15 protein-coding genes and 1 tRNA gene are annotated in these 12,916 nt (G+C 65.2%); 6 read left to right on the forward strand and 10 right to left on the reverse strand.

From position 1 onward, the window contains the following. Positions 1-122 precede the first annotated feature (122 nt). Complete coding sequence (locus Amac_RS07610) at positions 123-578, reverse strand: TIGR03668 family PPOX class F420-dependent oxidoreductase (protein ID WP_373869809.1); 456 nt, start codon at positions 576-578, stop codon at positions 123-125. A 251-nt stretch (positions 579-829) separates the two neighbouring features. Here Amac_RS07610 and Amac_RS07615 point away from each other — a divergent pair. Continuing rightward, a tRNA-Ala gene (locus tag Amac_RS07615) sits at positions 830-905 on the forward strand. 56 nt (positions 906-961) lie between these two features. On the opposite strand, the gene Amac_RS07620 is transcribed toward Amac_RS07615, so the two are convergent. The 9 genes from Amac_RS07620 to Amac_RS07650 all read right to left on the reverse strand — a co-directional run bounded on the left by Amac_RS07620 (position 962) and on the right by Amac_RS07650 (position 6,825). Beyond that, positions 962-2,143 carry a tyrosine-type recombinase/integrase gene (locus tag Amac_RS07620; protein WP_155353599.1) on the reverse strand — a complete coding sequence of 394 codons (1,182 nt, stop codon included), beginning with the start codon at positions 2,141-2,143 and terminating at the stop codon, positions 962-964. After that, positions 2,143-2,334 carry a helix-turn-helix domain-containing protein gene (locus tag Amac_RS07625; protein WP_155353600.1) on the reverse strand — a complete coding sequence of 64 codons (192 nt, stop codon included), beginning with the start codon at positions 2,332-2,334 and terminating at the stop codon, positions 2,143-2,145. Before Amac_RS07625 ends, Amac_RS07620 begins: the two co-directional genes overlap by 1 nt. Further along, positions 2,334-3,791: a replication initiator gene (locus Amac_RS07630; protein WP_155353601.1), complete on the reverse strand. Its 1,458-nt coding sequence runs from the start codon at positions 3,789-3,791 to the stop codon at positions 2,334-2,336. Before Amac_RS07630 ends, Amac_RS07625 begins: the two co-directional genes overlap by 1 nt. Next, positions 3,788-3,925: a hypothetical protein gene (locus Amac_RS53545; protein ID WP_170322372.1), complete on the reverse strand. Its 138-nt coding sequence runs from the start codon at positions 3,923-3,925 to the stop codon at positions 3,788-3,790. The genes Amac_RS07630 and Amac_RS53545 overlap by 4 nt, the downstream gene beginning before the upstream one ends. A gap of 84 nt (positions 3,926-4,009) precedes the next feature. Further along, positions 4,010-4,132 (reverse strand): hypothetical protein, encoded by a 123-nt coding sequence (locus Amac_RS57200; protein WP_281356252.1) that lies wholly within the window; start codon positions 4,130-4,132, stop codon positions 4,010-4,012. Then, entirely contained in the window at positions 4,129-4,302 is a 174-nt protein-coding gene (locus tag Amac_RS07635) for a hypothetical protein (RefSeq protein WP_155353602.1), read from the reverse strand. The genes Amac_RS57200 and Amac_RS07635 overlap by 4 nt, the downstream gene beginning before the upstream one ends. A gap of 15 nt (positions 4,303-4,317) precedes the next feature. Next, entirely contained in the window at positions 4,318-4,929 is a 612-nt protein-coding gene (locus Amac_RS07640; RefSeq protein ID WP_155353603.1) for a DUF2637 domain-containing protein, read from the reverse strand. An 85-nt stretch (positions 4,930-5,014) separates the two neighbouring features. Beyond that, positions 5,015-6,397 carry an FtsK/SpoIIIE domain-containing protein gene (locus Amac_RS07645; protein WP_155353604.1) on the reverse strand — a complete coding sequence of 461 codons (1,383 nt, stop codon included), beginning with the start codon at positions 6,395-6,397 and terminating at the stop codon, positions 5,015-5,017. A gap of 95 nt (positions 6,398-6,492) precedes the next feature. Next, positions 6,493-6,825 (reverse strand): SCO3933 family regulatory protein, encoded by a 333-nt coding sequence (locus Amac_RS07650; RefSeq protein ID WP_155353605.1) that lies wholly within the window; start codon positions 6,823-6,825, stop codon positions 6,493-6,495. Between the two features lie 131 nt (positions 6,826-6,956). Here Amac_RS07650 and Amac_RS07655 point away from each other — a divergent pair, with 131 nt between their 5' ends. From Amac_RS07655 to Amac_RS07675, 5 genes are all read left to right on the forward strand, one after another. Then, entirely contained in the window at positions 6,957-7,799 is an 843-nt protein-coding gene (locus Amac_RS07655; protein ID WP_155353606.1) for a GntR family transcriptional regulator, read from the forward strand. Then, on the forward strand, positions 7,796-8,494 hold the full coding sequence (locus Amac_RS07660) for an HAD family hydrolase (protein WP_170322373.1): 699 nt from the start codon (positions 7,796-7,798) through the stop codon (positions 8,492-8,494). The genes Amac_RS07655 and Amac_RS07660 overlap by 4 nt, the downstream gene beginning before the upstream one ends. Positions 8,495-9,073: 579 nt before the next feature. Next, positions 9,074-10,402 carry a helix-turn-helix domain-containing protein gene (locus Amac_RS07665; RefSeq protein ID WP_155353608.1) on the forward strand — a complete coding sequence of 443 codons (1,329 nt, stop codon included), beginning with the start codon at positions 9,074-9,076 and terminating at the stop codon, positions 10,400-10,402. A 298-nt stretch (positions 10,403-10,700) separates the two neighbouring features. Further along, positions 10,701-11,270 carry a GntR family transcriptional regulator gene (locus Amac_RS07670; RefSeq protein WP_170322374.1) on the forward strand — a complete coding sequence of 190 codons (570 nt, stop codon included), beginning with the start codon at positions 10,701-10,703 and terminating at the stop codon, positions 11,268-11,270. A 192-nt stretch (positions 11,271-11,462) separates the two neighbouring features. After that, positions 11,463-12,731 (forward strand): ATP-binding protein, encoded by a 1,269-nt coding sequence (locus Amac_RS07675; RefSeq protein ID WP_155353610.1) that lies wholly within the window; start codon positions 11,463-11,465, stop codon positions 12,729-12,731. The last annotated feature ends 185 nt before the right edge of the window (positions 12,732-12,916 follow it).

Here is a 12,916-nt window from a genome sequence, read left to right on the forward strand (position 1 = left end):
CCGGTTGTGCGATTCGCCCTCGACCAGCAGGTCATTCGCGTGATCGGCTAAGGCCTGGCGCGCGGCTAGCCCTCGACCTGCCAATACTCGGCTACGCAGATCCGGTGTCACTCCCCGAGGGACTACTGGCTATACGACCACCCTCGCCAGCGCTCCACAACGATCGCGACAACAGGACCTTCGGGACGATGATCCCGATACTGCCCATAACGCGCCACCAACCGCGCAATCCACTCCCCCCGGGTCACCTCGTCCTCAACGATCGACGCACGCCCATCCGCTCGCACCCACCACAGCCGCGTCCAGTCATCCTCATAGTGATCGACCAGCAGACAGACCCGCTCATTACTCACAATGTTCCGCAACCGACGAAGATCCATCGTCCGCTTCGGCTTGTGATCGACCGCGAACGCGATCACATCCCCCTCAACCGCGAACACGATGGGCACAAGATGAGGACTCCCCGTAACATCCACAGTGGCCAACTTCGCCGACCGCGCCGCCACAAACCTCTCCCGAGCCACACGTTCATCCACAGAGCTAGACCTACCCTCCCCCAGCCGGACGCCGCCCTTCACCAACTCAACCAAGCTCGACCGACGCCCTAGCTGCCTCGACGACCCGGAACACCAACTCCGACCAACATCAGAGTTCGTCGTCGCCCAGAACTCAGATTGATGGGCGATCATCCGTTTGATGGGTCCCGGACCGTCTCCTGGTGGTGGCGTCGCGATACCGAGTGGCGCGATGACCTACGCTGTTGCTACGGTGTACGAGCCGGACAGAGCCGCGGCCAGCTCTAAACATGCAGGTCAGCGACTAGATTCACGGGGCCTTAGCTCAGCTGGCAGAGCGCCTGCTTTGCAAGCAGGATGTCAGCGGTTCGAATCCGCTAGGCTCCACCAGCCAAAACGCCCCGCTCTCGATCACGAGAACGGGGCGTGGGTGTCTAACTGGGTGACTAAGCCTCCCGTTCGTCTCCGAAGAGGTCATCCATGGCCATGGCTCCCTCCTGCATCACCGGGCGGATCTGGAGACGGTAGACGGTTTCGGTGACCACGGTGTTGGCGTGGCCCACCAGGCGAGAGATGTGTTCGATCGGGACGCCCGAGGCTGAGAGCAGCGACACGAAGCTGTGGCGCATTTCCCTGGGTGTCCAGTCCTTGTCGATCAGACCGGCATCCTTGAGGACCCTCCGGAAGTCGCGCCGGACGTTGCCAGCGCTCAATGCCGTTCCGTTCTTCGTGCAGAACACCAATCTGCTTCCGACGTCAGCGGGCTTTTGCCCGTCGTCTTCCCAGAGCTGTTGGAGTGCTTCGACGCACTTTTGAGGCAGCTTGAGGGTTCGCCGAGACTTGACGGTCTTCGTGTCGCCGCTGCGCCGTACCGACCGCCAGACGTAGATGGCGTATTCGGTGTGATCCCAGCCCGCTTCCTCGACGGAAACCCACTCCTTGCGCGTGTCATCGAACGCCACCAGGTGCGACCAGTTCAGCTCTCGGAGTTCCTCAGTGCGCGCTCCCGTTAGCAGCGACAGAACGACGTAGCAGCGCATACGCACGTTCGCCCGATCAGCAGCGGCCATAACAGCCACGGCCTGGGCCAACGTGAGTGCCTTCGATTTGCGACCCGCACGACCTTCCGGGACCTCGCAAAGATCCACGACGTTCCTCTTGACCTTGTCGCGAATCATGGCGTTCTTCACCGAACGGTTGAGAATGCCGTGGATCATCTTGAGAGTGCGCGTGCTGAGCCCTTGGGCTTTGCCCGCCAGCCACCGGTCAACATCTTCCACTGAGAGGTCACGGAGCTTGCGCGCACCGAGCGCAGAGATGACGTGATTCTCGGCGAACTCGGTATAAAGGGCGACCGTGTTGCTTCCCCGCCCCTTCAGGCCATGCTGAAGCCAATACCTGACGGCATCAGCCACGGTGTAGCCGCTCGACTCGACAGCCAAGCCGTCTTCGTAGTCACGAATGATCTTTTTGAGCTTGGTATTGGCCTCGGTCTTGGTCTCCCCGCTGGCCTTCTTAACGATCCGCTTTCCGGCTGGGGTGTAGCCAACAGTGACCGAGGCGATCCACCGCTGACGCTTTTCGTCCCAGTGCAGGCCGCCGTCTCCCCTGCTACGTCGCTTGGTCATCAGGCAGTCCTTCCTTCTTGTTCGAGCAGCGCGACGTAGTCAGCGATCGCCGACGCGGGGATGAGACGTACGCGACCTTCCTTGACGGAGCGAAGCCGCTTCCCGCGGATCAGCTCGTATACCTTGCTCCGCCCCAAGCCGAGGACCTGAGTGGCTTCGGCGACGCGGTACATCTGGCGATTCATGAGCATCAGGCCTCCTCATTGGTGATCTCGTATCGGTCTGAGCCATCAGGCGAGACCGACGCGAGAGACGGGCATTCAGGGGACGGATCGTGGGACAGGCCACTGGAGAGGCCGGAAGCCAAGGCGAATTCGCCCGGCGTGTAGCCCTGGCCCGCGAACTTCCAGTGCGCGAGAACGAGCGTGGTGCCAGGGTCGAAAGCTCGCTCATGGTCGGCCCGCTGGGTAAGGCGGTAGTCGACACGGGCTTGGCGCAGGGCGCCCAGGGTTGTGGAGTAAGCGCGAGATCGGGTCGAGAAGTGGCCTCGGAAGCCGAGCATGTGAGCCCAGTCGCGGAGCCGGAGGTGGGCGAGGTCAGGTCGGGCGAGGGCGTTGCCGAGCCGCCAAGCTGTGCGGATAAGCCGGATGGTGTGGTCGGGGATGCCCATCGTGTGGAGTCGGGGTATCTCGTGTATCTTGATGGCCCGGTCGAGGGTGCCCGATGTTTCAGCCGATTTTGTGGCGTATTTGGCCACGTATCCGGCCACGGCTCGTTCGCTGAGCGCGGTTCCTTGGCCAAGTGCGCCGGGGCTGATCGTGGCGACGTCGACTTGCTGGCCCCAGGTGAGTGGCCCGTACTCGGGCACATCGACCCGCACGGCCGCGACCGCTGACCTGATGGCACCGCTCAGCAACTCGACCGTGGCCCAAGCGGGCGGAGAGACGAGCATGCCGCCGCAGGACCGGCCGTCGAGGCGGATCACAGCGTGGAAGTGGACGACTCCGCGTGTCTGGTATTCGGCGACCTTGGCGAAGGAGAGCCGTACGAGGTTGTTGAAGGCTTTGCGGGTGAGCCCTGCGGCGGCGGCCATGTGCCGCCGGAGGTAGATGGTGAAGCGTCGCCATAGGTCGCCTGCGTGGGCGTTCCACAGGACGTGCCCGGCGTAGTCGTACGTCTCTTGGTCCAGGGGTTGGCCGATGCGCTGGTCGCCGGTCTTGTGCCAGGTGAAGCAGGCCGGGCCGGTCCGGCGGGGATGGCAGACGATGGTCTTGCCGTCCTTGCCGGGGCCACGGTGGACCGGCCCGAAGGAGGGCGCGGTGAGGGTGGCCAGGACGCGCGGGTGCGCCCGCACGCTTTCCGGCACGCCCTTGTCTCCGCCGAGGAGTCCGGAGCGGATCAGGTGGAAGGTGTCGCGCCGGTAGGTCTCGGCGCAGGCCGGGCAGCGGGAGGCGCGGCGGTTGCCGCAGCGGATGAGAAGTTGCCCGTGCGGTTCGGCCTTGGTGCTGTACCGCGTGAGCACCTCGCCGGTGTTGCCGTCGATGGTCGTTCTATGGCCGGTGAGCCGGAGGGGCTCGCGGCAGCCGCCCAGCCGGTGGACCTGGTCGAGCCAGCGGGTCAGATCGCGGCCGGAACGCCGGGCCAGGTCGCGGATGACCGGGCCGACGAGGTCGCCGACCGGGACGGGAAAGTCGGTGGCGTGGGTCATCGGGCCACCGTTCCCGTGCCGACGCAGACCGGGCACTGGACGCAGACGAGGGCGCGGGAATCGGTGTCGCGGATGACGACGGCGGCGAAGCCGTCGCATTCCGGGCAGAGGCGAAGCAGAACAGGCGTAGCCATAGTGATTCTCCAGGTGAGCGATATGGGATACAGCCGGGCGAGGCGGGGAGCTGGCAGGCGTGAGACCGCCTCGCACGGGTTGAGTTAGAAGGTGTGGCCGGTGCCGTCACAGTCAGGGCAGGTGACGGCGTCGCCCTGGTCGTCGTTGATCAGGCCGGTTCCGCCGCAGGTGCAGCACCGGTAGCGGATGATCACAGGAGGGTTCACCTCCCCTCCGGGGTGTGGCCGGTGCCGTCGCAGTCGAAGCAAAACGCCCACGTGTCCAGGCGGGTGGCGTTCTTGCCGCGACCGACGATCAGGAAAGCTTCGGTCTGGCCCTCACCGGCGCAGGTCGGGCAGACCGGTGGTGAGGGCGGGAGCTTCTTGGTTCGGGCCATGAGGCTTCTCCTTGATCAGGCTTGGAGTTGAGTGAGGAGGTCGGCGGCGAGATCGGGCGTGACGCGCAGACGCTTGCTCAGTGCTTCGCGGGTGATCGGCTTGCCGTGCGTGGCCGCGTGCTCGTTGGCCACGTGCCGGGCGAACGCGATGAGCGGGTCATCGCTCCTAGGAGTCGGGTGGTTGGCGGGCTCGGCCGGAGCTGGTTCCGCGGCTGGTTCCTCAGGCGTGCGTACGGGAGCGTGGCCGTGGCCGGCGCGGCGTTCCAGCATCGACACCGCGACGAGGAACGCTACGGCCGGGGTCGCGGCGGTGATCCATCCCCAGGGGGAGGGTTCGGCCTGGGCGAGGTTGGCGGCCAAGGTCAAGACGATCCCGCCCGCCAGGACCAGACCGGGCCAGGAGACCAGGCCACGCCGGGGACGGCCGGTCCTCTTGTCGCGTTGGAGTTCGCGGGCGGCCATCACGCACATCAGGTCGATGCACACCGCGACGGCCCAGGCTTGCCAGCCGTCCTGGCCGTGGTCGGCGGCGAGTGAGCTGATGTGGGTGAAGGAGCCGACGGCGGCGATCAGGGCCAGGACGAGCACGGGGCCGGAGTCCAGCGGCCGGAGGCGTTGGCGGCGCATCAGGTTCCCCCTGTGAGGGTCGATGGACGTGACGGGGTAGGGACGTGGCGTGATGTGGGCTCACGCCAGCCCGGGGACCGGGTGGTCAGGACACGTCGGGCTCGAACTGCTCGAACTCGGTGTCGGTGACCGGCTCCACGCTGACGGTCGTGATCTGCGCCCAGGTCGGCCGCAGGTGCGCGTTCGCGGTCGCGGCGGCCTCGGCCTGCTTCTCCGGGACGTACGCCGAGCGCGCCCGATACCAGCGCCCGTCGGAGGCGGCGAAGATGGCGGCGCCGGGCATGTCGGCGGGGATCAGCCGGGCCGCCTGGAGGGCGGCGGGGTCCATGTCGCCCAGGGTCATGTTCGCGGTCTCGGGATCGTTGACGCGGTGGCAGATCCGGCCCGACAGCTGGGCGCGCAGGGCGGTGACGCCGGGACCGAGGTCAGAGCCCACCCGCTGCCCGCACACCAGCAGATACAGCCCGAACGCCCGCCCGAGCTGGGCGAGCCGGATCAGCTGCACGGCTGTCGCGGAGATCTCCTCCTTCTCGGACTTGTCGGCCATCAGGAACAGCTCGGCCACCTCGTCGACCAGCAGCACGACCGGCATCGGCCGGGCGTTGTCCGGAAGCTTCCAGATGTCGCGGACGTGGTGGGCCCGGCACAACGCCATCCGGAGTTTGATCTCGGTGATCAGCTTGTTCAGCACGGCCACGCAGTGGCCGCGTTCGGTGGCCAGCTCAGTCAGCCGCGCCGCATACGGCGTCAGTTCGACGCCGCCCTTCAGGTCGAACCCGATCAACGCCACCGGCTGTGCTGCCAGGCCGGTGATGAGCGCGTTGAGCAGGGTGGACTTGCCGGACTGGGTCGCGCCGGTGATGAGCCAGTGCGGGATGGTGGTGAAGTCGATGACCCAGGGCGCGGCCGTCTCCAACTGGCCCACCTGGACCCGGAGCAGGCCGTCATCCTTGACGGGTGTGGTGATGCGGTTGAGCGGATCACGCACGGTGGCCTGCAACCTGAGGCGGCCGGGCTTCCAGTCCAGGACGCGCACGGAGTGGACCCGCCAGGCGTGGGAGAGATTGACCAGCTTGGCGGCGTAGTGGTCGGGGGTCTGGCCGTCGTCGAGCCGTACCGCCATCCGGAAGCCTGTCGCCAGCGGGCGGATCAGGCCGAGCCGGGGTGGTGTGTCCACGGTGACGCGGCGCAGCTTGCGCGTGGGCGGGATGACATGCGTGGTGGTGATCAGCGCCGGGCCGAGAACGGGAACCCCGTCCAGGGTGAGCCGCCAGCGGCGCCGCTTGCGGGCCAGGCCGCAGCCCGCCGACACATTGGTCCAGGTGAGGTAGACCGCCAGGGCCTTGTACGGGAAGCCGACCGTCAGCCAGAACGAGACCGGGTGAAGCCGGTTCCATACGGCCAGGGTGGCGGCGAATGCGGTGAGAATGCCCAGGTAAGGGGCGAGGGTAAGAAGCAGGTGAGTCATACTGGTGTCTCTCTTCGTGAGCGAAGGGAAGGCCCCGGAAGCGGCGGAGCTGGCAGGCGTTGAGGCCGCTCCCGGGGCGCTAACGTGCGGGTGGATCAGGCGGCGGCGCGCGTCTGCGCCGGAACGATCGCCTCGGCGCGAAAGCCGAGCCCCGCGCGGCCGTTCATCTGCCAGAAGAACGCCGCCAGTCCAACGGGCCGGACCTGAACGCCTTCCGGGATGGACGGGAAGTTCTCGGACGGGAAGGTCACCACGATCACCGGGTTGCGGCGGTCGTCGTTTGGCTTGGGAAGCAGCGGGATCGTGTACAGGTCCCGCCCTTCGGCGTCCTTCTTGACCTCGCCGGTGGCGCGGTCAACGATCTTCGGCTCGGGCTCACCGGCGACGATGAAGGCCAGGGCGGACAGATCAACAGGAATGTTGCGCATGGTCGAACTCCTTGAGTTGGCTATGTTGCCTAGACAACTTCTGATGAGTTGATGTTGCCTGGGTTGGCTAGCCAAGTCAAGAACATCGGAACAACTAGCCTAGCCAGCCTAGGTGCCCTAACCTGATTCGTATGAGTCTCGACCCAGATGACCCCCGCCCGCCGTACCAGCAGGTGGCCAACGCCCTCCGCGCGGCGATCCTCACCAAGAAGTTCGAACCCGGCCAGAAACTCCCGTCCGGCGTCGAACTGGCCAAGACCTACGGCGTCGCCCGAATGACCGTTCAGCAAGCGATTCGCATATTGCGAGATGAAGGCCTGATCGTGTCCCGCCAGGGGAGCGGCGTCTACGTCCGGGAACGCACCGAACGCCCGGTCGAGCTACGCCCGCACATCGAGCATGCCTTCGAGAAGCCGAACGTCGGCATCGACTTCGCAGGCTTCTCCGGCGAAACCCTGAACGGCATGCTGCAAGAGCCGCTGGACAAGATCCGCATCGGACGGCTCACGCCCGAATCGATCACCATCCGCATCCTGGTCCCCGACATGACCCAGTCCCTCGCGCTTCCCGTCAGCGCCGAGGACGGCAGCCACGACCCGGCCATCAGAGAACGCGCCCGCCGCATCATGCGCCGCAGCATCGGAGCCATTCAGGACGCCGTCCACGAACTGGCCGACCTGGGTCTGGTCAAGTCCACGACAGTTGAAGTACGCGCCTACCCCGGCACCCCAATGTTCAAGATGTACGCGATCAACGCCGAGCACGTGTTCTTCGGCTTCTACCCCGTGGTTAAACACGCGGTACGGATCAAGGGGGAGCCTCACGAGGTGTACGACGTGATGGGCAAGGACGCCGTCCTGTTCCATCACGCCGCCAACGAGGACACCGGCTCAATGGCATCACAGTTCGTCGACCAGGCGCGGATGTGGTTCGACAGCGTGTGGAACACGATCAGCCACGAGGTAGAACTGTGAACCTGAATGAGCGGTTGATCGACCTCTTGAACGAGGCGAAGGCGCTGTTCCTCGACTTCGACGGACCGGTGTGCGACATCTTCTCCGGGCTGCCGGCTCCGGTGGTGGCCGAGCGGCTCAAGTCGTTGCTTGTCGCAGCAGGGGCGCAGTTGCCACCTGAGGTGGCCGAGCTGGACGATCCGCTCAAGGTTCTCCGCCGAACGCCGGACTTCGCACCTGACCTCCTCGATGTTGTTGAGCGCGCGTTCATGGCGCACGAGCTTGAGGCTTCCGAGAGCGCCCGCATCACGCCGGGTGTGGATCAGGTCATCAAGGAGTCGGTGGACAGCGGGCGGCCTGTCGTCATCGTGAGCAACAACTCCGAACCCGCCATCAAGGCGGTATGCGAGCGCGCGGGATTCGCTGACAAGCTCAGCGGCATCGTGGGCCGCCCGATCGGCTACCCCGGCCTGATGAAGCCCCATCCGAGGCCGATCTTCGCCGCGTGCGGGATCGTGGGCGTTGATCCATCCGAGACCGTCCTCATCGGAGATTCGGACTTCGACATGCGGTCCGCGGCTGACGCCGGTGCCCCCTCAGTCGGCCTGGCCCACTCACCCCAGAAGGCCGAGGCGCTGAAGTCCACAGGCGCCGCCGAGCTGATCGGCGACATGAACGAGCTGGCCCGGTCGCTGACCCAGGTTTCCGATTGGTAGCCCGATCAGGCTCGTCTACTAGCGCGGTGGTTACAAACTCCTTTACGGGTTCAAGCCGCCGCCCTGCGGGCGACGGCGGCGCGACGCGGCCAGTCGCGGCCGGGCGTGCGGCCTCTTCGGGCCGGTCCCGGCCGCGCCGCCGCTCACCGCGCCCAACCAGGACGACGACCAGATCACGTCAGGACATAGACCAGGTCGAACGACAACGCCGAGCGGAGCGCGGCGGGGAGCCCAGCGAGCGGCCTGCCCAACGATCAGGGCTTTGTTGCCTCCGGCGGGGGATTCCGGCCCCGAGGTGATCCCGGCTGCAAGACGCGCGGACCGTAGGGGGTGGCGGGGGCTGATCACCCCGCACACCGTCGCCCCAGGCAAGCCCAGCAGACCGGCTCCTCCGGCTCAAGCCCGGCCTGTGCACGTAGGGCAACCAGCTCGTGCGGAAGGTCACCGGGCACATGTACACGCAAGGCCGGGCTTGCCCCTCCGTCCCCGGCCCGCTGCCCCTCCGGGGTGGGACGACGGCGCACGAGGTGATCAGGGCTCAACCGTGCAGGCTGCGACAAGACCCCGGCTCAGACAAAGGTGATCAACAACAAGCCGCTTTCGTTGGAAATGAAGATTCCAACAACCACCAACATTCGGGAACCGAGAATGCCGAAACCCTCCCAACCCGTTCAGCCAAGCGAATCACCATGGCATCTCCTGGGCGCGGCCATCCGGCATTGGCGCGAAGACGTTAGGTGCATCAGCCTGAGAACAACCGCCCAACGGATCTACGCCGACCCGTCGGACCTGTCCAGATGGGAACGGGGCCTTACCCACCCGCACATCAGCGCCGTTCAACGCCTCGATGACGCATTGGATGCCAAGGGCCAATTGGCGGCGCTCCATGATGCTGTTTCGGATCTGGATCGTCTGCGTACCCTGGAAGGAAATGCAGCGCTGACCGAGGAGACCGCCACGGAACGTCGTCGCTTGATCCAACTGGCGGGCAGCCTCGCTCTGGGAGCTGTCGGCGGATCTGAAACTGTCCGGCAAGCGCTCGACCACGAGCCCGGCCGCAGCGTCGAGGAGTGGGAGGTCACCTGTGCCGACCATCTCCACGCACTGCGTACGCGCCCGCCCACCCAGGTAATCGCTGATCTCACCGTCGATGTGCTGGCTCTGCGGCGCCAGGCACAGTCCACGGCACCTGCCGATCTCACGGAAGTGCAGCGCACCACAGCAGCGCTTTCGGCCATCTTCGCCAACGCGCTCACCCGATTGTCCGATCATGGGGCCGCTATTCGGTGGTGGCGCACTGCGAGGCAGGCCGCTGATGCGTCCGGTGACCTGTCATTGAGCTTGCTGATTCGAGGAGAGGAAGCCGGGCACGGGCTTTATGGTCAGCGCAGCCCAGAGACCGTCCTCAATCTGGTGAACGCAGCTCAACACCTCGCGAAAGGGCCGAGCGTGGACCTGATGACCACCGAAGCCAAGGCACTCAGCCTGCTCGGCCGCCACCAGGAGGCAGTCAACGTGATTCGTCGGGCAATGGCTCAGGCTGGAACGGTGAAGGGTGATTCGCTGGGGTTCTGGAGCCCCGATATTCTCCGCTTCGCGGCTTCGTGGATCTTCTCCGCCGTAGGCGAGGAGAACCAAGCCAGCGAGTCGGGAACAACCGTTCTGGCCTCGACACGTGATTACGTATATCGCACGAACATCGTGCTGCACCGATCATTGTGCACGGTCGTCAACGGCGGAGTCACCGAAGGCACACAGCAGGCCGCAGCGGTGATCGCCGAAGTGCCACCGGCATATCGCAGCGGTCATGTCCTGGCAACCGGCCGTATGGTTCTGCAAGCCGTCCCCCTCGACCAGCGCGACCATGCAGGTGTGGACGATCTCAGAGAGCAACTGAAACTCGTCTAGCCCACCCCCGAACCAACGGCTCCTCCACTCCCACATGTGGGAGATGTCAACCACGGGCTCTTCCCCACATCAATTCCTTAGATTCGCCGCCAGTTCTCTCCAATATGAGATGAGAACTCGATGAAACCTGAGCACAGGTGATCATCAAAGCGGATCTCTGGATTTGAGGGTGAGGACTGGGCCTATGTCACGGATTAACGGCGCCGGAGGGTCGCCGACTTCCCTGCGGAAAAACGGCGACCCCAGATCGACCGGACCAGGAAGAGCGAAGTTCCTTTCGCGGGAATCCGCACAGCCCGTGGACGAGACCAGGGCACGCTATAAGGAAATCGCTAAGACGCTGGCCAGCCAGATCAAGAGCGGCGACTTCGCACCCGGCGCGCCCTTCCTGCACCAATGGGAATTAATGCGGAACTACCGCATAGACAGCAGCACAGCCGCGCTGGTTTGCATGGAGCTCAAGAAGCAAGGTCTCATTCGCCATTGGAACGGCCGCGCCTACATTGTCAACCTCCACGCGAAGGCCAGGGACGCCGCCCCTATCGTCGCCGCCATCATCGAGAAGATCCAGTCGGGGGCGATCGGCCCGCACCAGCGGGTTCCCAGCCTGACAATCGTGCAGAAGGAATACAGCACAACGATCTGGACCGCCCGCAGGGCAATAAACGCCCTGATCGAAAGCGGCTGGGCATACCGAATTCCTTACCGGGGCACATTCTCTGTGCCCGAGCACCTGTGGCCGGCCAAGAGCACGTACGGGATCTCTCCCGGAAAGCCGGATCTCTCTGACTGCCACGGCATAGCCGACCTCGAAAATCGGCTTGCGGTGCATCTGGGCTTCCCTGAGGCACACGAAAGACGCTCGTAGAAGCCGCACCCAAGGCTGGGCATTCGCTCCCTCCTTCGCCTGCTGCTCTCCGGATGGACAACGGCGTACGAGGTGATCAGCGGCCTACTGTGCGAGCGCTCTCCATGACCTCCAAAGCCCCACCCCGGATTCCGCACGAATGCATGGTTCGAAACCAAGATCCAACAAGCATCGACAACCTGGAGACCGAACATGTTGAACACCCCCGATCAAGCCCACCCCGCCAAAACGCCGACCACCGAGCCGCCACCTCTGACCTTGGACTCGACCAGCACGATGCTGGGCACCATCGAACTCCCCGGGAACCTCGCCGCGGCTTCCAACGCTCGCACCTTCGTTCACGGCCTGCTCACCGGGTGGGCCGATGACCGGCTCGAAGACGCGCTCCTGCTGGTTACCGAACTCGTCTCCAACGCCGCCCTCCACTCCGACTCCGGCCGCGACCCGAACGGGACGACAACGCTCCAGGTCACCAACACCGACGGGTTTATCCATATCCAGGTGACCGACCAGGGGTCAGCGCGCAGCCTGCCCTACCTGGTCCCCGACCCTGAACAACGAGGCAGCGGATTTGGGCTACGGCTGGTGGACCAGATCGCCTCCGAATGGGGACACGATTACGAATACGAAGGCAAACGCGGGGTGTGGTTCACCCTGGCCCCGCCCCCCGAAGACGGCGAGAGCGCAGGTGGTCAGAGGCTGACTTGGACCGAGCTGATGTGCCAGCGCGCAGGCGACCAACTCGATCTCTACGTGGACGCCGGACTCATCAGCCTGCCTCCCGGCATGCGCCCCACCCCACCCGCCAAGCAAAGAAGGCCACACCGAAGCGAGCAGGCAGCACACTGGGAACAGATCGCGGAGAGCCTGGCGAACCGGATCACCAGCGGTGAACTCGCCCAGGGAACACCGATCCCCACTCTTCACACCCTGATGGACGAACACGAGATCTCACTAAGGCTGGCCTCACAGATTCAGCGTTCACTGCGGGATCGGGGCCTGGTCCGCCTGATCCCTGGCCACGGCTACGTAGCCGGTCCCCCCGGCCCACCACCCCAACCCCAGCGTCCTCCGGTGCGGGAACAGATCGTCCACGTCGCCGCCGTGCTGGTAAGGAAGATCCGCCGCGGAGACATCGCCCCGCACGCACGCGTCGCCACATTCCCGGAACTGGCAAGGGAGCACGGCCTATCCAAGCACGCGGCCTGGGACGCGCTATGCCTGGTCCGCTCCCGCGGCTACGCCTACGACACCAAGCACAAAGGCACCAGAGCCACCACCTTCGACAAATGGCCCCCCGAAGACACATCCCTGGAGAGACGCAACCCGCCCCCCAACCACGTACGCGAGCCCCGCCGCCGAAAGCCACAACTGGCACTCGTTCCCAACGATTCGGGAGTTGAGTCGCGTGAATGGGTGAATAACAGCGAGCAAGGCCACCGTATCGAAGTCGGCTCCTAGCCCGTCAGCACGCACTGTACCTATGGAGTGCCGTGGCCACGCAGATGTTCGCGAACTCGTTGAAATCCTTGAGAGTGACCCGTCGACGATGCAACGGTGACGTAGACAGACGTGTCGGCATGCGGATCTCGCCCGCGATCATCCCGTCAACGCACGGATGCCAGGATAGGCCGATGGCTCCTGAG

The organism is Acrocarpospora macrocephala, from assembly GCF_009687865.1.
In the GTDB taxonomy this organism is placed as follows: domain Bacteria; phylum Actinomycetota; class Actinomycetes; order Streptosporangiales; family Streptosporangiaceae; genus Acrocarpospora; species Acrocarpospora macrocephala.